The organism is Pseudomonas sp. W2-17 (genome assembly GCF_041060445.1).
GTDB lineage: Bacteria > Pseudomonadota > Gammaproteobacteria > Pseudomonadales > Pseudomonadaceae > Aquipseudomonas.
Genome location: NZ_JAUFNS010000030.1, coordinates 1 through 26197, shown reverse-complemented (window position 1 = coordinate 26197; position 26197 = coordinate 1). Strand labels below are relative to the sequence as shown.

General features: G+C 63.2%; 20 protein-coding genes. 13 read left to right on the top strand and 7 right to left on the bottom strand.

What is annotated here, in order from left to right; translation table 11 throughout:
• Window positions 1-241 precede the first annotated feature (241 nt).
• Window positions 242-2611: a DNA polymerase II gene (locus QWI20_RS24935; protein WP_369307701.1), complete on the top strand. Its 2370-nt coding sequence runs from the start codon at window positions 242-244 to the stop codon at window positions 2609-2611.
• Between the two features lie 9 nt (window positions 2612-2620).
• On the opposite strand, the gene QWI20_RS24930 is transcribed toward QWI20_RS24935, so the two are convergent.
• Entirely contained in the window at window positions 2621-3520 is a 900-nt protein-coding gene (locus tag QWI20_RS24930; protein WP_369307675.1) for a LysR family transcriptional regulator, read from the bottom strand.
• A 95-nt stretch (window positions 3521-3615) separates the two neighbouring features.
• Between QWI20_RS24930 and QWI20_RS24925 the strand changes: the two genes are divergently transcribed.
• Entirely contained in the window at window positions 3616-4059 is a 444-nt protein-coding gene (locus QWI20_RS24925; protein ID WP_369307674.1) for a cupin domain-containing protein, read from the top strand.
• 32 nt (window positions 4060-4091) lie between these two features.
• On the opposite strand, the gene QWI20_RS24920 is transcribed toward QWI20_RS24925, so the two are convergent.
• Window positions 4092-5033 (bottom strand): AraC family transcriptional regulator, encoded by a 942-nt coding sequence (locus QWI20_RS24920; protein WP_369307673.1) that lies wholly within the window; start codon window positions 5031-5033, stop codon window positions 4092-4094.
• A 47-nt stretch (window positions 5034-5080) separates the two neighbouring features.
• Here QWI20_RS24920 and QWI20_RS24915 point away from each other — a divergent pair, with 47 nt between their 5' ends.
• From QWI20_RS24915 to QWI20_RS24905, 3 genes are all read left to right on the top strand, one after another.
• A complete protein-coding gene (locus QWI20_RS24915; RefSeq protein WP_369307672.1) occupies window positions 5081-5335 on the top strand; it encodes a hypothetical protein in 255 nt (84 codons plus the stop codon).
• A 39-nt stretch (window positions 5336-5374) separates the two neighbouring features.
• The gene (locus QWI20_RS24910) at window positions 5375-6262 is read left to right on the top strand and encodes an alpha/beta hydrolase (protein ID WP_369307671.1); all 888 of its coding nucleotides are present in this window, start codon (window positions 5375-5377) and stop codon (window positions 6260-6262) included.
• A 144-nt stretch (window positions 6263-6406) separates the two neighbouring features.
• Window positions 6407-7597 (top strand): MFS transporter, encoded by a 1191-nt coding sequence (locus tag QWI20_RS24905; RefSeq protein ID WP_369307670.1) that lies wholly within the window; start codon window positions 6407-6409, stop codon window positions 7595-7597.
• Between the two features lie 43 nt (window positions 7598-7640).
• Here QWI20_RS24905 and QWI20_RS24900 read toward each other — a convergent pair whose 3' ends face one another.
• A complete protein-coding gene (locus QWI20_RS24900) occupies window positions 7641-8510 on the bottom strand; it encodes an oxaloacetate decarboxylase (RefSeq protein WP_065986037.1) in 870 nt (289 codons plus the stop codon).
• A 705-nt stretch (window positions 8511-9215) separates the two neighbouring features.
• On the opposite strand from QWI20_RS24900, the gene QWI20_RS24895 reads away from it, so the two are divergent.
• The 5 genes from QWI20_RS24895 (at window position 9216) to xylB (ending at window position 15344) form a co-directional block, all read left to right on the top strand.
• On the top strand, window positions 9216-10793 hold the full coding sequence (locus QWI20_RS24895) for a sugar ABC transporter ATP-binding protein (protein WP_369307669.1): 1578 nt from the start codon (window positions 9216-9218) through the stop codon (window positions 10791-10793).
• A gap of 15 nt (window positions 10794-10808) precedes the next feature.
• On the top strand, window positions 10809-11801 hold the full coding sequence (locus QWI20_RS24890; protein ID WP_369307668.1) for a ribose ABC transporter permease: 993 nt from the start codon (window positions 10809-10811) through the stop codon (window positions 11799-11801).
• 64 nt (window positions 11802-11865) lie between these two features.
• The gene (locus QWI20_RS24885) at window positions 11866-12807 is read left to right on the top strand and encodes an ABC transporter substrate-binding protein (protein WP_369307667.1); all 942 of its coding nucleotides are present in this window, start codon (window positions 11866-11868) and stop codon (window positions 12805-12807) included.
• Between the two features lie 26 nt (window positions 12808-12833).
• The gene (locus tag QWI20_RS24880; RefSeq protein WP_369307666.1) at window positions 12834-13832 is read left to right on the top strand and encodes a LacI family DNA-binding transcriptional regulator; all 999 of its coding nucleotides are present in this window, start codon (window positions 12834-12836) and stop codon (window positions 13830-13832) included.
• 27 nt (window positions 13833-13859) lie between these two features.
• Complete coding sequence (xylB, locus tag QWI20_RS24875; protein WP_369307665.1) at window positions 13860-15344, top strand: xylulokinase; 1485 nt, start codon at window positions 13860-13862, stop codon at window positions 15342-15344.
• 126 nt (window positions 15345-15470) lie between these two features.
• Here xylB and QWI20_RS24870 read toward each other — a convergent pair whose 3' ends face one another.
• The 4 genes from QWI20_RS24870 to QWI20_RS24855 form a co-directional block, all read right to left on the bottom strand.
• Complete coding sequence (locus QWI20_RS24870; RefSeq protein ID WP_369307664.1) at window positions 15471-17702, bottom strand: xanthine dehydrogenase family protein molybdopterin-binding subunit; 2232 nt, start codon at window positions 17700-17702, stop codon at window positions 15471-15473.
• 14 nt (window positions 17703-17716) lie between these two features.
• The gene (locus QWI20_RS24865; RefSeq protein ID WP_369307663.1) at window positions 17717-18700 is read right to left on the bottom strand and encodes a xanthine dehydrogenase family protein subunit M; all 984 of its coding nucleotides are present in this window, start codon (window positions 18698-18700) and stop codon (window positions 17717-17719) included.
• Window positions 18700-19371 carry a 2Fe-2S iron-sulfur cluster-binding protein gene (locus tag QWI20_RS24860; RefSeq protein ID WP_369307662.1) on the bottom strand — a complete coding sequence of 224 codons (672 nt, stop codon included), beginning with the start codon at window positions 19369-19371 and terminating at the stop codon, window positions 18700-18702. Before QWI20_RS24860 ends, QWI20_RS24865 begins: the two co-directional genes overlap by 1 nt.
• A gap of 413 nt (window positions 19372-19784) precedes the next feature.
• Window positions 19785-20849: an NAD(P)-dependent alcohol dehydrogenase gene (locus tag QWI20_RS24855; RefSeq protein WP_369307661.1), complete on the bottom strand. Its 1065-nt coding sequence runs from the start codon at window positions 20847-20849 to the stop codon at window positions 19785-19787.
• Between the two features lie 309 nt (window positions 20850-21158).
• Between QWI20_RS24855 and QWI20_RS24850 the strand changes: the two genes are divergently transcribed.
• From QWI20_RS24850 to QWI20_RS24840, 3 genes are all read left to right on the top strand, one after another.
• Window positions 21159-24044 (top strand): EAL domain-containing protein, encoded by a 2886-nt coding sequence (locus tag QWI20_RS24850; RefSeq protein ID WP_369307660.1) that lies wholly within the window; start codon window positions 21159-21161, stop codon window positions 24042-24044.
• Window positions 24045-24162: 118 nt separating this feature from the next.
• Window positions 24163-25347 carry a DUF2252 domain-containing protein gene (locus tag QWI20_RS24845; protein ID WP_192172160.1) on the top strand — a complete coding sequence of 395 codons (1185 nt, stop codon included), beginning with the start codon at window positions 24163-24165 and terminating at the stop codon, window positions 25345-25347.
• Window positions 25348-25443: 96 nt separating this feature from the next.
• Window positions 25444-25875 carry a RidA family protein gene (locus QWI20_RS24840; protein ID WP_369307659.1) on the top strand — a complete coding sequence of 144 codons (432 nt, stop codon included), beginning with the start codon at window positions 25444-25446 and terminating at the stop codon, window positions 25873-25875.
• Window positions 25876-26197: the final 322 nt, after the last annotated feature.

The following is a 26197-nucleotide window of genomic DNA, read 5'->3' as shown; positions in this document are numbered from 1 at the left end:
GCCTGACAGACCGAGTTGCCAGCTTTTGAGCAACATCGAAAACTGGGCGGGGGCACACAAGACGGACAATGAAAGTCTTCCAGACTGCGGCACGTTGCAAAAAATGTGGGAGCGAGCTTGCTCGCGAATGGCCCGCAGGGCATCAAAGTCGCGATCTTGCATATTGCTGCAGCCGCCGCGCTTTCCTACATCATTCACCGTAGAATCCTTGTCTGAAATAAAAAGCGACGAGGTTGCAGCGGTGGATTTACAGCAGGGCTTCGTCCTGACCCGGCATTGGCGCGACACGGACGCCGGCACCGAGGTGGAATTCTGGCTGGCCACCGACGAGGGCCCGCGCCAGGTGCGCCTGCCGTATCAGACGTCCGTCGCGTTTATCCCGGCGCAGCACCGCGAGCGCGCTGAAACCGTGTTGCGCAACGAGCGCCATGTCGAGCTCAAGCCACTGGAGCTGTGTGATTTCCGCCATCGCCCGGTGATGGGGTTGTACACGCGTCAGCATCGCCAGTTGATGAACCTGGAAAGTGACTTGCGCAAGGCCAGTGTCGACGTCTACGAAGCCGATATCCGTCCGCCCGAGCGTTACCTGATGGAGCGCTTCATCACCGCGCCGGTGCAGTTCGGCGGGCGGGCGGACGCCAATGGCCTGTTGCTCGACGCGCAACTCAGGCCTGATCCACGTTATCGACCGACCCTGAAACTGGTGTCGCTGGACATCGAAACCACCGAGCGCGGCGAGCTGTACTGCATCGGCCTGCACGGCTGCGGCGAGCGTCAGGTGTATATGCTCGGCCCGGCCAATGGCGATGACGCCCAGGTGAATTTCAAGCTCGAGTACTGTGACACCCGCGTTGCGCTGCTGGAGAAACTCAACGAATGGATGGCCCGCCATGACCCGGACGGTATCATCGGCTGGAACGTCGTGCAGTTCGATCTGCGCGTGCTGCACGAGCACTCGCGGCGCTTGAATGTGCCGCTGCGTCTGGGGCGCGGCGGCGAGGTGATGACTTGGCGTGAACACGGCGCGCGCAACAATCACTTCTTCGCGGCGGCGGCCGGGCGGCTGATCATCGACGGCATCGAGGCGCTGCGTTCGGCGACCTGGAGCTTTCCGTCGTTCAGTCTGGAAAACGTGTCGCAGACGCTGCTGGGCGAAGGCAAGGCGATCGACAATCCGTATCAGCGCATGGACGAGATCAACCGCATGTTCGCCGAGGACAAACCGGCGCTGGCCCGTTACAACCTCAAGGACTGCGAGCTGGTCACGCAGATTTTCGCCAAGACCGAGCTGCTCACCTTCCTCCTCGAACGCGCCACGGTGACCGGCCTGCCGGTGGATCGAAGCGGCGGCTCGGTGGCCGCGTTCGAGCATTTGTATATCCCGCTAATGCACCGCCAGGGCTTCGTCGCGCCGAACCTGGGTGAGCGCATGCCTGAAGCCAGCCCCGGCGGTTTCGTCATGGATTCCCGCCCCGGCCTTTACGAATCGGTGTTGGTCCTCGATTACAAGAGCCTGTATCCGTCGATCATCCGCACCTTTCTGATCGACCCCGTGGGCTTGATCGAGGGCCTCAAGCACCCCGACGACAGCGAGTCGGTGGAAGGCTTTCGCGGCGCGCGTTTTTCCCGGACGCGGCATTGTCTGCCGGCCATCGTTTCGCGGGTAGCCGAAGGACGCGAAGTGGCCAAGCGCGAGCGCAATGCGCCGCTGTCCCAGGCGCTGAAAATCATCATGAACGCTTTCTACGGCGTACTCGGCTCCAGCGGTTGCCGCTTCTTCGACACGCGGCTGGCGTCATCGATCACCCTGCGCGGGCACGAGATCATGCACCAGACCCGGCTGCTGATCGAAGCCCAGGGCTACGAGGTGATCTACGGCGATACCGACTCGACGTTCGTCTGGCTGAAAAAGGCCCACGAGCAGGATGACGCGGCGAAGATCGGCACCGCGCTGGTCAAGCAGGTCAACGACTGGTGGCGCGCTCATGTGAAAGAGGAATACGGGCTGGAGAGTGCGCTCGAACTGCAATTCGAAACCCACTTCAAGCGCTTCCTCATGCCGACCATTCGCGGCGCGGAGGAGGGCAGCAAGAAGCGTTATGCGGGATTGGTCACCCGCGCTGATGGCAAAGACGAAATGGTCTACAAAGGCCTGGAAGTGGTGCGCACCGACTGGTCGCCGCTGGCCCGGACCTTTCAGCAGGAGCTGTACCTGCGGATCTTTCAGCGTCAGCCGTTTCAGGAATACATTCGGGAGTACGTGGGCCGAACCCTGGCCGGGGAGCTCGACGGCCAGCTTGTCTATCGCAAACGCCTGCGCCGGGCCCTCGACGATTACGAACGCAACGTGCCGCCCCATGTGCGCGCCGCGCGGCTGGCGGATGAGTACAACCGCCAGCAGGGTCGGCCGTTGCAATACCAGAATGGCGGCTGGATCAGCTACGTGATCACGGTCGCCGGGCCCGAGCCGCTGGAAGTGCGGACGGCGGCCATCGACTACGACCACTACATCAGCAAACAGCTGCAGCCGATTGCCGACGCGATCCTGCCGTTCGTGATCTCGCGGACGATTGATCTCAGTTCCCAGGACCAGTTTAGCTTCGACTTCTGACCCGTATTCTCAAACCAGCGGATTGATCCGCAGCGCGTCCAGCACCACGCGAAACGCTGCCGTGTGCTGGCGCCGGCTGGGGTAGTACAGGTGATAGCCCTCGAATGGCTCGCACCAATCGGCCAGCACTTCCACCAGTTCCCCCTGCTCGATATGCCCGGCCACCAGCCCCTCGGGAAGCTGCGCCAGACCGACGCCGTCCAGGCAGCCCTGCAGAATCTGGAACACGCTGTTCATGATCAGTGGCCCGTCGACGCGCACGCGAATCTCGCGGCCGTCTTTCGCGTATTCCCATTGGTACAGCGCGCCGTGGGTCGGCAGGCGCAGGTTGATGCAGCGGTGGCGCGGCAGGTCTTCCGGCACCTGCGGCGTGGAATGCCGCGCCAGGTACTCGGGGGACGCCACGGTCATCAGCCGCAACGGCGGGGCGATCGGCGCGGCGATCATGTCCGCCGCGAGGGTGTCACCCAGGCGCACGCCGGCGTCGATGCGCTGGGCGACGATGTCGGTCAGGCCGTAGTCGGTGACCAACTCAATGGTCATGTCAGGGTATTGATCAAGCAACGGCTTGAGGCGCGGCCACAGCACGTATCGCGCGGCAAATTCATCGGCGGTGATGCGCACCGTGCCGGACGGGCGCCCGCTGTGATCGATGGCGGCGTTGACCTGTTCTTCGATGCCGTCAAGCAATGGCGCCAAGCCCTGAAACAACTGCTCGCCGGCCTCGGTGCGGGTCACGCTGCGGGTGGTGCGGGTGAGCAAGCGAACGCCGAGACGCTCCTCAAGCAGGCGCATGGTCTGGCCGACGGCGGAGGGCGAGATGCCCAGCGCGGCGGCGGCGCGGGTGAAATTCCCCTCGCGGCCCACGGCGACGAACACGGCCAGGTCATCGAGTTTGTAATCCGCCATTGCGAAGCGCTCCTTCATTCTGATCGAAGCATTCTACGGATACTGTCGTCAATGCGCCCTTGTTACGCTGGCTGCACACTTTCTGGAGATCTGACATGACCGCCACTGACACCGCTGCTGAAGACATGCAAATCCACCGCGCCGGCTCCGCCAAGGCCATCAAGGGGCCGGCAGACTGGTTCACGGGTGAGGTAAGAATCGACCGGATTTTCAACGCACCGGCACCGGCGCGGGTCGGCCTGGCTATCGTGAATTTCCAGCCCGGCGCGCGCACCAACTGGCACACCCATCCGCTGGGCCAGATCCTGCTGGTCACCGACGGCGTCGGCTGGACTCAGTGCGAAGGCGGGCCGAAAACCGAAATCCGTCCGGGGGATCTGATCTGGTGCAACTGCGGCCGTCGTCACTGGCACGGCGCGACCGACACCACCGCCATGCAACACGTCGCGGTCAACGAAGCGCTGGACGGCAAGCCGGTCGACTGGCTGGAGCCGGTGACCGAGCAGACCTACCTGGCCGGGCCGGTGAAAAAAGACTGAGGGGCTCGCGAACCCCGATCAGGACGCCGTCATCAAGACGCCGCGAGGGCCTGGCTGCGCATCCGGGCGATGTCCTTTTTCGGCGGTGCGCCAAACAGCCGACCGTACTCGCGACTGAACTGCGAGGGGCTTTCGTAACCGACCTTGAACGCTGCGCTGGCGGCGTCCTGATGGTCGTTGAGCATCAGCCGCCGGGCTTCGTTCAGGCGCAGCCATTTCTGGTACTGCAGCGGGCTCATGGACGTGAGGTTGCGAAAGTGCAGGTGGAAGTTCGGCGCGCTCATCTGCACCCGCGCGGCCAGGTCTTCGACGCGCAAGGCTGTCGCGTAATTGAGCTTCAGCCAGTCGATGGCTTTGCCGATGCGGTAGCCCTGACTGTCGACCGACGCAATGTGCCGCAGCAGCGGCGCTTGATCGCATGTGAGCAGGCGGAAATGAATCTCGCGCTGCAACAGGGGCCAGAGCACCGCAATGGCGTCGGACTCCTGCAACAGGTCGACCAGTCGGGCCAAGGGATCGAGCAGCGCGGACGTGAGGCTGGCGATGCCCGCGCTTTTGCCCACGGTGCGCGCCTTCGGTGTTGGCAGATCCCCTTGGGCGATCAGCTCGGTCAAGGTGCGCAGGTCCAGCTTGAACACCAGTCCCAGACACGGCGCGTCCGCGCTGGCGAGGGTCACGGCGGAATTGGCCGGCACGTCCAGCGAGGTGATCAGAAAGCGCGTCGTGTCGTAGGGGTAGACATCGCTGCCGATGACCATTTCCTTGGCGCCCTGGACCACCAGCACGATGCTCGGCGCGAGGATGCACATGACCGGCGGCGAGGGCGCTTCGCGACGTAACAGGCCGAGGTCGGCGATGGCGGTGGGAAAGTCACCGGAGGCCGGCGTGAGGTGCCCGATAGCGTTCGTCAGGGTTTGCAACCGGGCGCGGGTGGCACTGCCTTTCGCCAGCGTTGAAAGCGCGGTATCACCCATGTTTTTCCCCTTGGTTTTGCTGTTGTGCCATTGAGCCGGAACTGTACGTGCCCGGCAAAACAGCCGTCCAGCCTCGCGCCTCGGGATTGATCGGATCAGGCAAGAAAACCACCGGATCGCTCTACGGGTTGCCCGGGCCGCGCCATGAAGATGTGCATCGCACACTTCATTTGCGCCATGCCCTGGCGCCGGAGACATTCATGAAACAGCTGATGATAGGGCTGGCCTTGCTGGTCAGTTCATTCGCGACAATGGGAGCCGATATGTCCAGCGGAGCTGACAATTTCTACACCAGTGAATAGGTCACGAAGCAGAAAGTAACCTTCAACAACCAGTACCAGATGAAGACGGTGGGCAACCTGTTCGTGCCCAAAGACATGATCAGCGGCCGCAAGTACCCCGCGATCATCGTCGGCCACCCCATGGGTGCCGTGAAGGAACAGAGCTCGAATCTCTACGCGCAGAAGCTCGCCGAACAGGGCTTCGTCACCCTGGCCATCGACCTGTCTTTTTGGGGCGAAAGCGAAGGCCGGCCGCGCAATCTGGTGTCCCCCGAGATCTACGCCGAAGACTTCAGCGCCGCCGTCGACTACCTCGGCAGCCAGGGCTTCGTCGATCGTGAGCGCATCGGCGTGCTGGGCATCTGCGGCAGCGGCAGTTTCGCCATCAGCGCTGCAAAGATCGACCCTCGCATGAAGGCCGTCGCGACGGTGAGCATGTACGACATGGGCGGCGTCAATCGCAACGGCCTGCAGCACTCGGTCAGTGTCGAGCAACGCAAAGAAGCCATCGCGGCCGCCGCTGCACAACGTGATGTCGAGTTTGCCGGTGGCAAAACCCAGTACACCAGCGGCACGGTGGACACACTCACCGAACACTCCAACCCGATCGAGCGTGAGTTTTACGATTTCTACCGGACCCCACGTGGCGAGTTCACCCCGAAGGGGCAGTCGCCTGAGCTGACCACGCACCCCACGCTGACCAGCAACGTGAAGTTCATGAACTTCTACCCGTTCGCTGACATCGAGACGATTTCACCGCGGCCGATGCTGTTCATCGCCGGCGAGAACGCCCATTCCCGTGAGTTCAGCGAGGAGGCTTATCGCCTGGCCGGTCAGCCCAAAGAGCTGGTGATCATTCCGGGCGCCGGACACGTGGACTTGTATGACCGGGTGGATCTGATTCCTTTCGACAGGCTCACGTCTTTCTTTCAGACCCATCTGAAGTAACCCCCAGGCTGTTCAAGACGGCTCGATCCGGTCACGTGCCGGATCCTGCCGGAACGGCCCTTTTTGTTGCACGCACGGTTTTGCGCGCCGTTTGTTGATCACTGGCCCCGCTGCATGGGGGGCTGAATGAGCTGGAGCATGTTCATGGGCACCCCCGCTGTACCAATGACCGAAACAACCCACCGTGTGTGGGGCGCCGTGCTGGCGATGTCGCTGTGCGCGTTCGCGCTGGTCGCGTCCGAGTTTTTACCGGTCAGTCTGCTGACGCCCATTGCGGCAGATTTGAGCCTGACCGAAGGCCAGGCAGGTCAGGCAATTTCGATCTCGGGGTTTTTTGCGGTGATCACCAGCCTGTTTCTGTCTGCGCTGACCCGTGGGCTTGATCGCAAGCCGGTGCTGCTGACCCTGACTGCCTTGCTGATCGTGTCGGGGGCAATGGTTGCCTTCGCGCCGAATTACCCGGTGCTGATGTTCGGGCGGGCGGTGCTGGGTATCGCGATCGGCGGTTCGTGGTCGATGAGCACGGCGGTGATGATGCGCATTGCCCCCGAGTCGATGGTGCCCAGAGCCATCGCCATGGTGCAGAGCGGCACGGCGCTGGCCACCGCCGTTGCGGCCCCTCTGGGCAGTTTTCTGGGCGGGCTGATTGGCTGGCGCGGCGCGTTTTTCTGCGTGGTCCCGCTGGCCGCATTGGCGCTGTGCTGGCAGGCCTTCACGCTGCCACGCATGCCCAGTGAGCGCTCTTCCGGATCAGCGATGCATGTGTTTCGATTGCTGGGCCGCGCGAAGGTGGTCTACGGGATGGCGGCCGTAGCCTTCCTGTTCATGGGGCAGTTTGCGCTGTTCACCTACCTGCGGCCTTTTCTGGAGTCGGTGACCAGGGTCGATGTGCCGAAGCTGTCAATCCTGCTGCTGATCATCGGCGTTTCAGGGCTGGCCGGGACGCTGATGATTGGCGCCGTGTTGGCAAAAAGTCTGTACCGGGTACTGATCGCCATTCCGGTGCTGATGGCGGGCATTGCCATCGCGCTGCTGGCCTGCGGTCAGTCGTTTGGCATGACCGCCGTGATGCTCGGGGCCTGGGGTCTGATCTCGACCTGTGCGCCGGTGGGATGGTTCACCTGGCTGACCCGCACGCTGCCCAAAGACGCCGAGGCGGGAGGAGGGCTGATGGTCGCGGTGATCCAGCTGGCGATCACGCTGGGCGCAACGGCGGGTGGCTTGCTGTATGACGGGGTGGGCTACAGCGCGACATTTATTACAAGCGGCGTGTTTTTGCTCGTCGCCGCGCTGTTGGCGTGGAAGGTGTCGCGGACCGCAGCGGTAACTGCATGAAGCGTGCAGGCGGCGTGACGCAGTCATGCGCCACGCCGCAGCCTCACTCCTTCACGTCCATGAAATCCTTGGCCCAGGCCACGTAATTTTCCGGGAAGGTGTAGGTGTGGGTCAGCTCGGTGGCGCTGTGGTTCGAGGTGCTGTGGGTCACCTGACGCTGAGCGCGGAGGCTGTCGTAAGTGGCCTTGATCGCGGCGAAGTACGCCGCGTGACCGGCAACCACCACGCGGACGCCCAAATCGGCCAGGCGCTGGCGGTCATTGAGCTCGGGGTTGCCGTAGGTCACCAGCATCAGCGGGACGGTGAGCTTTTCCGAAATCTGCTCCAGGTGCTCGAAGTCCTTGATGCCAACGATGCAGATGCCGTCGGCGCCGGCCTTTTCGTACGCCAGCGTACGTTCAATGATGTCCTGGACCGGCAGCACGCCGGCGTTGGTCCGGGCGACGATTGTCAGTTCCGGATCGACCCGGGCTTCAAGGGCGGCCTTGACCTTGCCGATGCCTTCTTCGATGGACACCAGATCTGTAGATTTGCGCCCGAATTGCGCGGGCAGCAAGGTGTCTTCGATGGTCAAGGCCGCCACACCGGCGCGCTCCAGTTCTTCCACCGTGCGCATCACGTTCAGGGCGTTGCCGTAGCCATGGTCGGCGTCGGCAATGAACGGCAACTGCGCGACACGACCGATCCGGGTGGCCTGCTCGACGAACTCGCTCAAGGTGATCAATGCGAAATCAGGGGCTGCCAGCACCTGAAGCGACGCCACCGAGCCGCCCAGAATACCGACCTCAAACCCCAGATCCGCGGCAATGCGTGCTGACATGGGATCGAACACTGAAGCCGTCTCGACGCAGTGCTGCGAAGCCAGCTGCTCACGGAATTTGCGACGCAAAGCGGAGTGGGAAATTCTGGACATAAGGCTTCCTGATTCTGGCCGTCATCTAAATGCCAGCAATGCTACCGCAAATTCAGGCTGAAACGTCTCACCTCGACGAGCGACGTGCATTGATTTGCCATCGCACCCTGATGTAACTGACCCACGCAGCTCATGGTAGGACCGGCTTCAGCCGGGAAGGCGTTTGCATTACACCGAAGAATTGAGGGTGACCACATCGGCCTCTTCCCGGCTGAAGCCGGTCCTACGGAAGCAGTCTTTCTGCCACCAGGTGATGCCGATTGTTCCCACGCTCTGTGTGGTAACGCCGCCCCGGACGCTCTGCGTCCAGCCGAAGACGCGCATTCGAGATCGGGAGGTGACGCGGAGCGTCCCAGGCTGCATCCCCACGCGGAGCGCGGGGACGATCAAGGGCAGAGCTGACCTCTGCCGCGCTTGGTAGGACCGGCTTCAGCCGGGAAGGCGCCCGACCTGCCGCCTCACGACCCGAACAGTAAATAACAAAGCAAGCGCTTGCGTGAATCGATTCAGCTGTTCTAGGATTCAGCTGTTCCGAAATATTTCAAAGCAACACCCGAGTGCCACCCGCAAAGAGGTGGCCCAGGCATAAAAACAAGAAACCTCGGAGATCCACATGATCAGCTCGTCTGCTCGATTGCCGCGTGTGCTGTCCGCGCTCGTCATTGCTGCTTCATCGGCCGCCCGGCCATGAGTGCCGTCCTTGCTATGTCCCCTCAACCCGTGCTGGAAATGACCGACATTTCCAAGACCTTCAATGGCCTGCGCGTGCTGAAAAATGTCGCTCTCAAGGTCTACGCCGGTGAGGTTCATGCCCTGATGGGCGAGAACGGCGCGGGCAAGTCGACGCTGATGAAGATTCTGTCCGGCGCCTATCAGGCCGATGCCGGTGGCGAGATCCGCATCGACGGCGAGGCCCTGAGTGCGTTCGACCCGTTGTCCGCTAAAGCGCGCGGCATCGCGGTGATCTATCAGGAACTCAGCCTCTGCCCGAACCTCAGCGTCGCCGAGAACATTTACCTGGGCCGCGAACTGCGCCGTGGCTGGAGCATTGACCGCAAGGCGATGGAAGCCGGCTGCGTTGACGTGCTGGTGCGCCTGGGTGCTGATTTCAAACCGTCCACCAAGGTCAGCGTGCTGTCGATTGCCGAGCGGCAACTGGTGGAGATCGCCCGGGCCCTGCACGCCAACGCGAAAATCCTGGTGATGGACGAGCCGACCACGCCGCTGTCGTCCCGGGAGACCGACCGCCTGTTCGCGCTGATCAAACAGCTCCGTGACCAGGGCCTGGCGATTATTTACATCAGCCATCGCATGGCCGAAATCTACGAGTTGTCCGACCGCGTCTCGGTGCTGCGCGACGGCGAGTACGTCGGCATGCTGGAGCGCGACGCGCTGTCGGCCGAGGCGCTTGTGAAGATGATGGTCGGCCGCGACCTGTCCGGTTTCTACAAAAAAGAACACGCCGCCTACGACCCCGGTGCGGTGGTCATGCGCGTGCGCGACATGGCCGACGGCAAGCGCGTCAAACCGTGCAGTTTTGATCTGCACGCCGGCGAAGTGCTGGGCATTGCCGGACTCGTTGGGGCAGGGCGCACGGAACTGGCACGTCTGATTTTTGCGGCTGATTCGCGCACCTCAGGCACCCTTGAAGTGGCCGGCAAGGCGATCACCGATCTGCGCAACCCCACCGACGCCATCCGTGCAGGGGTGGTTTACCTGACCGAAGACCGCAAGGCCCAGGGCCTGTTTCTGGACATGAGCGTGCGCGACAACATCAACGTCTGCGCCTGCGTGCCCGATGCCCATGCCGGTGGCGTGCTCGATCGCGGACGTGGCGCGAAGCGGGCGATCGAGGCGATTCGTTCGCTGTCGATTCGCGTGGCGTCGGGCAAGGTCAATGTCGGCGCGCTGTCCGGCGGCAACCAGCAGAAGGTGCTGTTGGCGCGGCTGCTGGAGGTCAAGCCCCACGTGCTGATCCTCGACGAGCCCACCCGTGGGGTGGACATCGGCTCCAAGTCCGAGATCTACCGCATCATCAACGAACTGGCCAAGGCCGGCGTCGGCATTGTGGTGATCTCCAGCGAGCTGCCGGAAATCATCGGCACCTGCGACCGCGTGCTGATCATGCGTGAAGGCGAGCTGGTGGCCGAAGTCGGCGGGGCGTCCGGGCAGGAGATCTCTCAGGAACGGATCATCGATCTGGCGACGGGCAGCGAGAACGCCGCAGCCACCGCAGCCCACGGTGCCCGCGATACTTTCGACCCCAACACTCAACAACAATAAAAAGGAAACCAGGCCATGAGTCTGCCCTTGGAAAACTCGCCCACCGTTGCCGCCATCAGCAAGCGTGAACGCGTGCGCGAATTGATGCGCACCGTTGGCATGCTGCCGGTGCTGATTCTGTTGCTGATCGGCTTTTCGCTGATGACCGACACCTTCATGAGCTGGCAAAACCTGTCGATCATCACCCAGCAGGCCTCGGTCAACGTGGTGCTGGCGGCCGGCATGACCTTCGTGATTCTGACGGCGGGGATCGACCTTTCGGTGGGCGCGATTCTCGCGGCCTCCGCAGTGGTCGCCCTCCAAGCGTCGATGTCGCCGCAGTTCGGCATGCTCGGCATCGCTGCAGGGGTGGGTTTCGGCCTGCTGCTGGGGCTGGTCAACGGCGGCCTGATTGCCTTCATGCGCCTGCCGCCGTTCATCGTCACCCTCGGCGCGCTCACCGCCATGCGCGGCCTGGCGCGTCTGCTGGCCGACGACAAAACCGTGTTCAATCCCGACCTGCCGTTTGCCTTCATTGGCAACGATTCGGTGCTCGGCGTGCCGTGGCTGGTGATCATCGCCGTGGCGGTTATCGTGGTCTCGTGGTTCATCCTTCGCCGAACCGTGATGGGCGTGCAGATCTACTCGGTGGGCGGCAACCCCGAAGCGGCGCGCCTGTCCGGGATCAAGGTGTGGAAGGTGTTGCTGTTCGTCTACGCAGTGTCCGGTGCGCTGGCCGGGCTCGGCGCGGTGATGAGCGCCTCGCGACTGTTCGCCGCCAACGGCCTGCAACTGGGTCAGTCCTACGAGCTGGACGCCATCGCGGCGGTGATCCTCGGCGGCACCAGTTTCACCGGCGGCGTCGGCACCATCGGCGGCACCCTGATTGGCGCGCTGATCATCGCGGTGCTGACCAACGGCCTGGTGCTGCTGGGCGTCTCCGATATCTGGCAATACATCATCAAGGGCATCGTGATCATCGGCGCGGTGGCGCTGGATCGCTATCGCCAGTCCGGTGCGCGAACCTGATTCAACGCTGTCTGGCTGCACGCGTTTCAACGAAGACTCCGACAATAATCACAAGAGAGAACCCATGAACTTCAAACGCAAATTCCCCGCTGTCATGTCCCTGTGCCTGGCCGCGTTGCTGTCCCAGGGCGTTGAAGCCCGCGAGCTGAAATCCGTCGGCATCACCCTGGGTTCGCTGGGCAACCCGTATTTCGTCACTCTGGCTGACGGCGCCAAGGCGAAGGCCATGGAGCTCAATCCCAACGTCAAAGTCACCTCCGTCTCCGCCGATTACGACCTGAGCAAGCAGTTCTCGCAGATCGACAACTTCATTGCGTCGGGCGTTGACCTGATCCTGATCAACGCCGTGGATCCGAAGGCCATTGCTTCGGCAATCAAGAAGGCCCAGGCCGCCGGCATCAAGGTCGTGGCCGTGGACGTCAGCGCCGCCGGTGTCGACGCCACCGTGCAGACCGACAACGTCGAAGCGGGCAAGCTGGCCTGTCAGTTCATCGTCGACAAGCTGTCGGGCAAGGGCAACGTGATCATCGAGAACGGCCCGCAAGTCACCGCCGTGACCGACCGCGTTACCGGCTGCAAATCGGCCTTCGCCGCCGCGCCGGACATCAAGATTCTCTCCGACGATCAGGACGCCAAAGGCTCCCGCGAAGGCGGCCTGAACGCGATGCAGGGTTACCTGACGCGCTTCCCGAAAATCGATGGTCTGTTCGCGATCAACGACCCGCAGGCCATTGGCAGTGACCTGGCGGCCAAGCAGCTCAAACGCAGCGGCATCGTCATCACGTCGGTGGACGGTGCGCCGGACATCGAGCAGGCCCTCAAGTCCGACACCTCGATTCAGGCCTCGGCCAGCCAGGACCCGTGGGCCATGGCGCAACAGGCAGTCGTCATCGGCAACGACCTGCTCAACGACAAGAAGCCGGCTGAAGCGGTCACCCAGCTGACGCCGAAACTGATCACCCGCGACAACGTCGGTTCCTACAGCGGCTGGTCCAGCAAGCACTGATACGCAGGCCTGAAGGAGTCGGCGCAGTGATCAAAATGGAAGACGTGGCGAAGCGGGCGCGGGTATCGACGTCGACCGTTTCCCACGTGCTCAACGGCACGCGCAAGGTCAGCGCCAAGACGGTGGAAGCGGTGCAGCGGGCGGTTCAGGACTTGGGCTATATCCCCAACACCCTGGCACGCTCGCTGGCCCGTTCGCGCACCAACACCATTGGCGTGGCGATTTCGGCGCTGTCAAACCACTATTTCAGCGAGACCGTGCACGCCATCGAAACCGAATGCGCGCGCCACGGCATCATGATGTTGTTCGTCGACACCCACGACGATCCCGCCCAGGAACTGCGCGTGGTTCAGGCGCTGCACCATCGCCGCGTCGACGGCATTTTGCTTGCGCCGTCCAGCGATCCGCAGCAGGCAGCGCTGGCGTACTTGCGCAGCAACGCCATTCCCAGCGTGCTGGTGGACCGGATGGCGGTGGAGGGTTTCGATCAGGTCGGCGTCGAAAATCGCCAGTCCACCTGCGAACTGGTCAATCATCTGATCGGCCACGGTCATCGGCGCATCGGCATGATTGCCGGGCATCGCGGCCTGAGCACGACGGAGGAGCGCATCGAGGGTTATCGGCAAGCGCTCGTTGAGGCTGATCTGCCGTGGGATCCGCAGTTGCTGATCGACGGTGAGTCGAACAGCGAATCGGCACGGGTCGCGACGTCAGCGCTGTTGCGCCTGAACCCGCCGCCCACGGCGATTCTGGCGGCGAATAACCTGATGACCATCGGCGCCATGCACGCGCTGCGCGACGCCAGCATTGAGGTGCCGGAGCAGATCGCGCTGGTGGGTTTCGATGATTTCGACTGGGCGGATTTTTTTCTGCCGCGCTTGAGCGTGATCGCTCAGCCGGTGCAGGCCCTGGGCGCGCGGGCGGTGCAGTTGCTGTTGCAGCGCATCGATAAACCCGAGGGCAAACGACTGTCGGAGCGACTGGCGCCGACGTTACGTATTCGAAATTCGTGCGGATGCCTTTAGGCGTCCGCTGACAGGAATGACACCTTCATGAATCAGCTTGTTTCCCTGGGGATTGACCTCGGCACGTCCGAACTCAAGGCCATTTTGCTGAGCGCCGAAGGCGAGGTGCTGGCCCAGGCCGGTGCGCGGGTGGACGTCAGCCGCCGGCAGTCGGGTTGGTCGGAGCAGAATCCGGCCGACTGGTGGCAGGCCTGTCGTGGAGCGCTTAAGCAGTTGCGGACAAGCAATCCTCAGGCGTGGGCACGGGTCGGCTGCGTCGGCTTGTCGGGGCAGATGCACGGCGCGGTTCTGCTGGATGCGGCGCAGCAGGTGCTGTACCCGGCGATTCTCTGGGACGACTCCCGCGCAGTGCTTCAGGCGTCGCAGTTGAACGAGGATTTCCCGAATTACGCCGAGGTCACTGGCAGCCTGGCCATGGCCGGGCTGACCGCGCCGAAGCTTCTGTGGATGCAGCAGCACGAACCGCAGCTGTTCGCGCGCATTGCCAGCGTGCTGTCGCCGAAGGATTACCTGCGCTTGCTGCTGACCGGCGAGCAGGTGAGTGACATGTCTGACGCCGCTGGCACCTTGTGGCTGGATGTGGCAAAGCGCGAGTGGGACGCGCCGATGCTCCACGCCACGGGGCTGACGATTGAGCAGATGCCTCGGCTGCTGGAAGCCGATCAACTTTCGGCCGGGCTGAGCGCCGACGCGGCGGATGCGCTGGGTTTGCCGTTGGGTCTGCCCGTGGCCGCAGGCGGTGGTGACAACCCGGTTTCGGCGGTGGGCATCGGCGCGATCAACGCCGGCGATGCGTTTGTCACCCTCGGCACCAGCGCGGCGATCGTCGCCATCACCGATCATCCGGCGGGCAATCCGGCCAGCGCCGTGCACAGCTTTTGCCACGCGTTGCCGCAGCGCTGGTACACCATGGGCGCGATGCTGGCGGGAGCGAGCTGCCTGCGCTGGGTCACCCGATTGTTGGGGCAGCCCAGTGAGCAGGCCTTGCTCGATCTGGTTCACGCGCAATTGCCGGTCGATCAGCCGGTGGCGGTTTCCAGTCCGCTGTTTCTCCCGTATCTGGCGGGCGAGCGCACGCCCCACAACGACCCGCTGTTGCGCGGCGGATTCATGAACCTGGGGCACGACAGCACGCCGGCGATGTTGGGTTACGCGGTGCTTGAGGGTGTCGGGTTCGGACTGCTGGATGCGATGAACGCTACGCTGTCCGCCGGCGCCACGGTCAACGCCTGCGCCCTGGTGGGCGGCGGCGCACGCAGCGAATACTGGGCGCAGTTGCTGGCCAACATACTGGATCGCGAGGTGTACACCCTGCACGGCAGCGAACTGAGCGCGTGCATTGGTGCGGCGAAGCTGGGGTTTCTGTCGATCGGGGAGGGGGCTGAGTTGCTGGGACGGGGGATGGCGGTGAAGGCGCGGTATCAGCCGATACCGGCGGTGCAGGATGTATTGAGCGCGCGTTACCGGAAATTCAAAGGGCTGCTGAGCGCCGCACAGGGATTGCGTGCCTGACAACATGATCGTTCCCACGCTCCGCGTGGGAATTCATGCCATGACGCTCCGCGTCAGCTTTGGGACGCGGAGCGTCCAGTGCGGGATTCCCACGCGGAGCGTGGGAACGATCAGTCATCTCTGCCCTTAAACCCTCATCGTCGGCGGCAGCTCCATCAACTTATCCAGCGTGATCGGCAGGTCCCGAATACGTTTGCCCGTGGCATGTGAAACAGCATTCGCCACCGCTGCCGCAAGCCCGGTAATCCCGATCTCGCCGATCCCGCGTGCGCCGAATTCGTTGAGCTCGAAGTCCGGGTAGTCCAGCAGGATCACGTCGATCTCCGGCTGGTCAGCGTGTACCGGCACCACGTATTCGGCGTAGTTGTTGTTCACCGGCATGCCGTTGCGCTCGTCGAAGTCCGTCGCTTCAAACAGCGCCATGCCGACGCCCATGACGATCGCGCCTTCGACCTGGTTGAGCGCAGTTTTCTGGTTGATCACCTTGCCCACATCAATCGCGCTGACCACCCGCGACACGCGCAGCCGCGAGATGCCCGGGTCCCAGCGCACTTCGACAAAATGCACGCCGAAGGAGCGGAACGAGTGCTTGCTGGTGTCATTCATGCCGGTCTTCGCTTCCCCAAAGGCGCTGCCCTGCTTCTGCGCCTTGAGCACATCGGCGATGGCGAACGTCTTGTCGCCGCTTTTCACCTGACCCTGCTCGAAGCTCACTTGATCGGCCTTGGCTCCGGCAAACACGCCCTTGGGCGCGGTCGCGAACGCCTTCAGCTGTTCGACGGCCTGGCGGGTGGCCTCGGCGATGGCCGGCAGCACGCTCGCGGTCGCCCATGATCCGCCCGACACCGGCGCCGGCGGGAACGACGAGTTGCCCAGCTCCACTTCGATCTTGTCCAGCGGAATGCCGGTGATGCTGCTGACCACCTGGGCAACGATGGTGTAGGTGCCGGTGCCGATGTCCTGCACCCCGCAAATGGCCCAGGCCGTGCCGTCGGCGCGCAGCGCGACTTGCGCCTCTGCGGGAGTGCGATAGGCGTCCCAGTTACAGGCGGCCATGCCATAACCGATGATCTCGGTGCCGTCCTTCATCGAACCCGGCGTCGGGTTGCGTTTGCTCCAGCCGAAGCGTTCGGCGGCCTTGTCGATGCATTCCTGCAGGTGATTGCTCGACCACGGCAGGTTCTGGCTCTCGTCGCGCTCGGAGACGTTGAGCTTGCGGAACTCAAGCGGGTCCATGCCCACTTTATCGGCCATCTCGTCCATGGCCGATTCCAGCGCGAACAGCCCCGGCGCTGCACCCGGCGCGCGCATGGAGGTCGGCGTGCCGCGATTGACCTCGATGATCTTGTGGGTAACCAGCACGTTCGCGCAGCTATAAAGGCTCTTGGTCGAAGTGCCGCAGTTTTCCTTGTACGGGTCGGTAAACGACGTGGTGTTGATCGACTCGTGGCGCACCGACACCAGCTTGCCGTTGTCATCGGTTGCCAGGCGCAGGCGCTGACGGGTTTCCGGGCGATGGCCGGTGGTGGTGAACATCTGTTGGCGCGGCACAACCAGTTGCACCGGCCGATTGAGCACTTTGGCAGCGCCGCAGGCGGCGACTGAATGGGGCCAGATCCACAGCTTGCTGCCGAAGCCGGAGCCAATGAACGGCGCCCGCACTTCGACCTTCTCCGGGATCAGGCCGAAGATTTTCGCCAGGGAATTGCGGTGAGCGACCACGCCCTGGGTGGCTTCGTACACGATCAGGCGCCCGTCTTCCCAGCTGGCAACGGTGGCGTGCATTTCCATCGGGTTGTGGGTTTCGACGGGGGTCGAGTAGGTGGCGTCGATGCTGTGGGCAGCACTGTCGAACGCAGCGGCGGCATCACCCCGGGTGTGGTTCGGGCTGCCGTCCTGCAAGGCGCCGGCTTTCAGGCCTTGTTCGAGATTGGCCACGGCGTCGGTCTTGCTGTAGCTGACTTTGATCTTGTAGGCCGCGGCCCGCGCGTGCTCGAAGGTATCGGCCACCACCAGGGCGACAAATTGACCGGCGTAATGCACCGTGTCGTCTTCGAATGGCAGGCGGCTTTCGTCGGACTTGGCCGCCTTGAGGATCTGCGCGAAGGACATCGGCAGCGTCGAGTTGTGGTAGAGCGAGGGGAAGTTGCCGTGGTGCAGAATTTCCAGCACGCCGGGGGACTTGCGCGCGTCGTCCAGCTTCAATTCGGTGATCTTGCCGCTGGCAACGGTGCTGAACACGCCGTAGCCGTAGGCCATATTTTTCAGGTGATGGTCGGACGCGTACATCGCGCTGCCGGTGACCTTACGCTGGCCATCGATGCGGCGGGGTGCCGAGCCAATCATTGCATCAGTCATGGTGAATCCTCCGGTCAGGCGTTCAAGGTGCCGAGGTTGCGCACGATGGCCTGCTGCCCCAATGCGATCTTGTAGGCGTTGTGGCGATAGGCTTTGGCGCCCTTGAGGGCGATGGCGGCGACTTTCTCGAGGGTCTGCGGCGTCAGGGTCTGGCCCTTCAGCGCCTGCTCGGCTTCCACCGAACGCCAGGGTTTGGTGCCGACCCCGCCCAAGGCCACCCGCGCATCGCGCACGGTGTTGCCGTCCATGACGACGATCACGGCGCTGGACGCCAGGGCGAACTGATAGGAGGCGCGATCTCGCAGTTTCAGGTACGCGGATGTGTTGCCGGCCAGCGGCGCGGCCAGCACCACGTGGGTGATCAACTCATCGTCCAGCAGCGCGTGTTCTTTCCACGGCGTCGCACCGGGCAACAGGTGGAAGTCAGCGAAGTCCACGCTGCGCTTGCCCTTCGGCCCTTGCACCTCGACCGTCGCGCCAATGGCGATCATCGCCACGCACATGTCCGAAGGATGGGTCGCGATGCACTGGTCGCTGGTGCCGAGCACCGCGTGAACACTGCGATTGTGGCCGTCGATAGCGGCGCAACCCGAGCCCGGCTCGCGTTTATTGCAGGGCGAATAGCCGTCGCGGAAATAATTGCAGCGCACCCGTTGCATCACGTTGCCGGCGGTCGTGGCCTTGTTGCGCAGTTGAGTGGTGGCGCCAGACAGCAACGCCTGGGACAGCACGGCATAGTGCTCGACGATGTGCGGGTGATGGGCCAGTTCGGTATTGCTGACCAGCGCACCGATCCGCACGCTGCCGTCCTTCTGCACCTCGATCTGCTTGAGGGCCAGGTGGTTGACGTCGATCACCTGATCGGCCGGCATGATGTCGAGCTTGACCAGGTCGAGCAACGTCGTGCCGCCGGCGAGGAAGAACGTGGTCGGGCTTTTTGCGTGGGTGGCCACTGCCTGTTCAACGCTGTTGGCGCGCACGTAATCAAAGGCTCTCATCAGCTCACCTCCTGGACGTTGATGCGCGCCGACTGGATCGCCGCGAGGATGTTCTTGTACGCGCCGCAACGGCAGATGTTGCCGCTCATGGCTTCGCGTACGCTGTGATCGTCGGTGCCGATGTTTTTGTCTTTCAACAACGCCGCCGCGCTCATGATCTGCCCCGAAGTGCAATAGCCGCACTGGTAGGCATCGTGTTCCCAGAACGCCTCCTGCACCGGGTGCAGCTTGCCGTTCTGCGCCAGGCCTTCGATGGTGGTGATGTCGTCGCCTTCGTGCATCGCCGCGAGGGACAGGCACGAGTTGATTGCCACGCCGTTGACGTGAACGGTGCAGGCGCCGCACTGGCCGTGATCGCAGCCTTTCTTGGTGCCAGTGAGTTGCAGGCGATCGCGCAGCACGTCGAGCAGCGCGGCGTTGGCCGGCAGGTTCAGGGTGTGGGCCTGGCCGTTGACCTTCAAGGTCATGCGCCTTTCGTCGGCCGCCGGCGGGTCGATGTCATCGGCGACGGCGGCCTGGGCTTCCAGCGCCTGGGTCCAGATCGGCGCCGTCGCGGCAGCGAGGCTGGACACGCCGATGGATTTCAGAAAATTACGGCGGGAGGGCACGGTAAAGGCCTTGAGGTCGCAAGACACTTCTTGTTTGTTGGGGCGATCAGGCTGATCGGTCATGAACGGGTTCCTCGTCAGCGTTGGGTCAGACCTGGCGGCCGACGGTGGGCGGACGCGCGGGCAGGGATGGCAAGTGCAGCGGCAGTTTTCAAAACCGGGCAACGGCATGCGGTATGGCTGGGCCAACGGCAGTCTTCAAAGTGAAGGCAGTCTTCAACGATAACCACTGCGCAGGCACTGCATTCAGTTGAATCCGTGCATGCACTTGTGAGTCATGCTCTCTAATCCGTGGCGTTTGTGTCAGCAGCGAGGGCTGGCGCCTTGTCGGGATCAGGAAAGCAGGCGGTGCTGGCCATGGCTCAAGGGTTGTGACCGAAGCACCGGGGGATGGTTGCGGATATTTCTCGAGCGGAAAACACACAGCATGTGACGAGTGCCCGGGGCGGCGATACCGCCCCCGGGAACCCCAACCGTCAGGCGGCTGACGCTTCTTCTTTCAGGGTCGCCATGTCGATGACAAAGCGGTATTTCACGTCGCCCTTGATCATGCGCTCGTAGGCTTCGTTGATGTCCTTCATGTGGATCATCTCGATGTCGGAGACGATGCCGTGCTTCGCACAGAAATCCAGCATGTCCTGGGTTTCCTGAATGCCGCCGATCAGCGAGCCGGCAATGCTGCGGCGCTTGAAGATCAGGTTGAACACGCCTGGCGAAGGGTGCGGTTGATCCGGCGCGCCCACCAGGGTCATGGTGCCGTCGCGCTTGAGCAGGTTCAGAAACGGGTCAAGGTTGTGCGGCGCCGCGACGGTGTTGAGGATGAAGTCGAGCTGATTGGTCTGGGTCGCCATTTCGTCGGCGTTTTTCGACACGATCACTTCATCGGCGCCCAGACGCAGACCGTCCTCACGCTTGTTCGGCGAGGTGGTGAACAGCACCACATGCGCGCCCATGGCGTGGGCGATCTTGACCGCCATGTGACCGAGACCGCCCAGCCCGACAACGCCGACCTTCTTGCCCGGACCGACTTTCCAGTGGTGCAGCGGCGAGTAAGTGGTGATCCCGGCGCAGAGCAACGGCGCGACGGCGGCCAGGTTGTCGCTGTGGGAAATCTTCAGGACGAACTTCTCTTTCACCACGATCTTGTCGGAGTAGCCACCGTAAGTGTTCTCGCCGCCAAACACCGGGCCGTTGTAGGTGCCGGTGAAGCCGTTTTCGCAGTATTGCTCTTCGCCTTCCGCGCAGGACGCGCAGTGCTGGCAGCTGTCGACCATGCAGCCGACGCCGGCCAGGTCGCCGACCTTGAAGTGGGTGACGTTGGCGCCTACAGCGGTCACCTTGCCGACGATCTCGTGGCCCGGCACCGACGGATACAGGGTGTTGTGCCATTCGTTGCGCGCGGTGTGCAGGTCCGAGTGGCAGACGCCGCAGAACAGGATATCGATCTGCACGTCATCGGCGCCCGGCTCGCGGCGTTCTATCTGCAACGGCGCCAGCTTGTCAGTGGGTTTTTGCGCGGCGTAGCTGTAAGTCTTGATCATGGGGTGATCATCTCCAGTGGGGCAAAAAGACGGGTAACAGCAATCAGTGACAGGCGAGGGCGCGCAAAGGTCAATGCCAAAACATGAAACCGTCACTGCCGGGCTGTTTGACGAGCTGTGTGAATAGAGTGCCGGGTTAAATCTTTCCGTTTGCAGGCCGCTACAGGACTGTGCCGCGGGTAATTTCAATAAATGTCGTGGAATACGGTTTTTTCGTCGCGAATAGACCGCAAATCCGAATATGCCGCTTGCAACCTTCTGTCACACCCCATGAAGATAGCTCAGTCCGACGCTGGCAATGGAGCGCCTATGAATTCCCCACTTTCCACTCTCTCCGGGTACACGCCGATTGCCGACGAGCGGATCTCCGCACCCGGCGATAACGGTCTGTCGGCCGTGGGGGGATTGACCGAGGAGAATTCGCTGGACGCCTTGCTGCGCGCCGCGCGCGAGGCTGCACCGGAGTTGAGCTGGGCCGCTTACCGAGCCGGCCAGCAAATGCACCTGTTGGGGCAGGGCAGTTCCGCCACGGACTGGCCGACGTTGATACCCCGTGAAGAGTTCGACGGCTACTGCCGTAAGCACCATTTGCAGCGGTGGGTGACCGGCCATGGCGAGTCCGCGCTGGGCTGGCTGTTGATGCCGGACGCGCACTCCGACGATCCATTTTTCGCCGAGCTGGCCGGGCGTCTGGGGCTGCGCCTGCAGACCGATGCGCTGGCCCGGGCCCAGGCGACCCAGCGGGTGCTCTATGAAATCACCTACCTGGCCAGCTCGACCCGTGACCGTTCGGCGTTTCTGCAAGGCGTGCACAAGCAGCTCTCGACCCTGATCGACGCGGAAAACTTCTACCTGGCGCTGTACGAAAACCACAGCGGCAAAATCACTTACCCCTATTACATCGACATCACCGACCTCGACGCCCTCGAAGCGGAAACCTACGAGTTTCTCGATCCCGAGCGGCTGTCCATGACCGGTTATGTGCTGACCACCGAGCAGGCGCTGTTCGTCGATGCCGCCGCCATCGAGCGGGCGCGGGCGCTGGATCGCTTCCACTGCGTGGGCCATCGCCCGGAATTCTGGATGGGCGCGCCGCTGAAAAACGCCTCCGACGACGTGTTCGGCATGCTGGCGATGCAGGTGTATGACGTCGCCCGGGTCTACAGCGTCGAGGATCAGGAGCTGTTTCTGGTGGTGGCCCGCCACGTGGCCATGGCCCTGGACCGCATTCTGCACCGCGCGCAACTGGAAGAAACCGTCGCCCGCCGCACCCTTGAGCTGTCCCGCCTCAACGACGCCCTGCGCAACGAGGTGGCCGATCGCGAACGCGCCGAGCACTTGCAGAGCGCGCTGTTCCAGATCACGGAGCTGTCCAGTCAACCCGGCGACATGACCGACCTGTTCAAAAGCCTGCATGGCATCGTCGGCGAACTGCTGTTTGCCCTGAACTTCTATATCGCGCTGTTCGACGACGCCACCGGCGAGGTGACCTTCCCGTACTACGTGGACGAACGCCTGACCCGCCGCCCGGACCCGCGCCGTGGCGAGCGTGGCTTTACCGAATACGTCATCCGCCAGCGCCGGCCGTGCCTGATCGATGGCGCGGAGGCGCGCTGGCTGGAAAGCATCGGCGAGATCACCCTGCAGAACGAGGTCAACCGTTCCAGTTCCTGGCTGGGCATTCCGCTGTTCGACGGCGACGTGGTCCGCGGTGTGCTGGCCGTGCAGAGCTACACCTCCCATGTCAGCTACTCGTTGCGCGATCAGGAGTTGCTGACCTTCGTGTCACGCCACATTGACACGGCACTGTCCCGGCGCAGCGCCGCCGAGGCCATTCACACCGCCAACCTGCGCCTGGAAGCGCGGGTTCAGGACCGCACCCGGGAGCTGGACTACGCCAACGCCAAGCTGCAGCACGAAAACGCCCACGACGCGCTGACCGGGCTGCCCAACCGCAGCTATCTGCAGCAGCGGCTGAAAGGCGCGTGGCAGGATTTCTGCAACCGGGGCGAGGAGCTGGCGGTGATGTTCATCGACCTCGACCGCTTCAAGATGGTCAACGACAGCCTCGGCCATCACTCGGGCGATCTGTTGCTGATCCAGGCCGCCGACCGCTTGCGCCATTGCATGCGCGACAGCGATTTGCTCGCTCGGCTGGGGGGCGATGAGTTCGCGGTGCTGGCGTACGCCGCGCCGCCGGACGTCACCGTGGCGATTGCCGAGCGCATTCTGCTGGCCTTCGACGTGCCGTTCTACATTGACGGCCACGCGGTGTTTTCATCCTGCAGCATCGGCGTGGTCGGCGCCGACCTGCAGTTTCACAGCGAGCCGGCGGATTTGCTCCGCGACGCCGACACGGCCATGTACCGGGTCAAGAACGCCGGGCGCGACAGCTATGCGGTGTTCAATCAGGAAGTGCGCCGCGAGGTGTCCGACCAGATGGAGCAGGAGACCGCGCTGCGCAACGCCCTCAAGCGCACCGATGAACTGGTGCCGTATTTCCAGCCGATCATCGATGTGGCCAGCGGCCGGATACTGGCCCTCGAAGCGCTGATCCGCTGGCGTCAGGCCGATGGCCGAATCGTCGCGCCGGGTGAGTTTCTGCCGGCGCTGGAAGGCCTGCGCCTGATCGGCCGACTGGACCTCTACATGCTGCAGCAGGTGGTGGTCATCCTCGCCCATCCCGACCACGCCCATTGGCCGACGGTGCACGTCAACTGCTCCAGCTACAGCATCACCCGCCCAGAGTTTTCCAGCGAAGTCCTCGGTTTGCTGAGCCAGCACGGGGTGGCGCCGTCGCGCATCTGCCTGGAACTCACCGAAGGCGCGCTGGTGGCCGAGCCTGAGCTGGCGCGTCAAGCCATGAAGCATTTGGCCGACAACGGCGTCTCGGTGGTGCTCGATGACTTCGGCGCCGGGTTCTCGTCCCTCAGTTACGTGCACCAGTACCACTTCAGCGGGCTGAAAATCGACAAGTCCTTCACCCTGGAACTGACCACCAGCTCCCGCAGCCGGGCCATCGTTCGCGCCATTGTGCGCATGGCCGAATCCCTCGGGCTGACGGTGGTGGCGGAGGGCGTGGAAGACGCCGCGACCCTGGACCTTCTGCGGGACATGGGCGCGGGCCAGGCTCAGGGCTACTACTTCTCGATGCCGGTGCCTCAGGACAGGCTGGATTTGAGCGCATTGCGGTAATAAGGGCTTAACCGTAAGCCGAGGTCGTTAAGCTCGACCGTCGCGATATCGTGAAACATTCCGCAACATTTCTCTTCGCAGCGAGTCAACGCTTACATCTCCCTGCAAAGAATTATTCATGAAGACCCCTCGACCGTCCGCACGCCTCAAGCCACTCAACGAATTACGCAATCTGAAAATGGCCCGTTCCGCCCACGCCTATGTGCGCGGCAGCACGGTGCAGTTTTACGAATGGCTGCACAGCCAGTCAGGCCGACGTCTGCCCAGCGGTCCGCCGGTGTGGATCTGCGGCGACTGTCACGCCGGTAATCTCGGGCCGACCGGGGATTCCAAAGGGCGCATCGACATTCATATTCGCGATCTGGATCAGACGGTGATCGGCAACCCGGCCCACGACCTTGTGCGTCTGGCGCTGTCTCTGGCCACTGCTGCGCGGGGTTCCGATCTGCCCGGCGTCGCCACCGCCAGAATGCTCGAAGAGATGATGCAGGGTTACGAGCTGGCGTTCGAAGATGGCGCCGATGAGGAGCCCGCACGCCCGGCGCAGGTGAAGGCGGGGATGCGCAGCGCGGTGCAGCGGACCTGGAAGCACCTTGCTCAAGAGCGCATCGAAGACACCCGGCCGACCATTCCGCTGGGCAAGCATTTCTGGTCGTTGTCCCGCGATGAGCGTCACGGCCTGAAAGACCTGTGCGCGACGCCGGAGATTCATGCGCTGGTCACCTCGCTCAAAGGCCGATCCAAGGATGACCGCGTCGAGATGCTCGATTGTGCCTACTGGGTGAAGGGTTGCAGTTCGCTGGGCCTGCTGCGTTATGCGGTGCTGTTGAGCGTGGGCGATGACGAGGATCAGGAATATTGCCTGCTCGACGTCAAGGAAGCCGTCGCCGCCGCCGCACCGCGCACCCCTCGCGCGGGCATGCCCCGGGACAACGGCAAGCGCGTGGTGGAAGGTGCCCGGCATCTGTCGCCAGGGCTGGGTAATCGCATGATTGCGACCCGCATGCTCGATCACGGTTTCTTCGTCCGCGAGCTGTTGCCCCAGGACATGAAGCTTGAGCTCGATCAGTTGAGCGAACGCGAAGCCATGAAAGCCGCCGGCTACCTGGCCCGTGTCGTCGGCCTGGCCCACGCCCGGCAGATGGACCTCGCCACGCGCTCGTCGTGGATGCGCGAACTGCAACTCAACCGCTCGCAGACCCTGGATGCGCCGTCGTGGCTGTGGAGTAACGTCGTGCATCTGGTGGGCAGCCACGAACAGGGCTATCTGGAACATTGCCGGCGGTATGCGCTGGAGAATTGAGACGCGCTGGAAAATGGCGTCGGACGGGAGCGCCCCCTTGACCTCGACTTAGGTGGAGGTTCGAGACTGGGCGCTCCCACGTTCAGGATCCTTCCCATGACGCAATCCCCCGTTACTGCTCCGTTCACGTTGTACAACCCCGAGGGCTTGTACGATCCCACCCCGAATGCCTATTCCCACCTCGCCGTCGTTGCCCCGCGCGCAGAGTGGCTTTTTGTCGCCGGGCAGGGCGGGGAGGATGCCGAAGGTCAGCTGTCACCGGTCTTTGCCGATCAGGCAGCCCAGGCAATCGCCAACCTCCGCACCGCCCTGCAATCCCGCGGGGCCGACCTTCGTCACATATTCAAACTGACGCTGCTGATCGTTGATCACACGGAGGAACGGTTGCGCATGTGGGTCGAGGAGGCGGATCGGGCATGGGCCGGTCATATGAAGCCGGTGTGCACACTGATCCCGGTACCCCGCCTGGCATTGGACGGGATGCTGATCGAGATCGAAGCGGTGGCGGCGCGCATGCCTAACGGGTGAACGATAGTTCGTCAGATGTACGCGCTCGTAGAACCGGCTTCAGCCGGGAAGGGGCCAGTGTGAGCACCATCAATTCTGCAGCGTGACTGCCGGCGCCTTCCCGGCTAAAGCTAGTGTCACGATGAGTACGCGGTCGATTAGTGGGACCGGCTTCAGCCGGGAAGAGGCCAGCGTGGGCACCATCAATTCTGCAGCGTGACTGCCGACGCCCTCCCGGCTAAAGCCGGTCCTACGATGGTACGCGGTCGATTAGTGGGACCGGCTTCAGCCGGGAAGAGGCCGATGCGAACGACATCAATTCTGCAGCGTGACTGCCGACGTC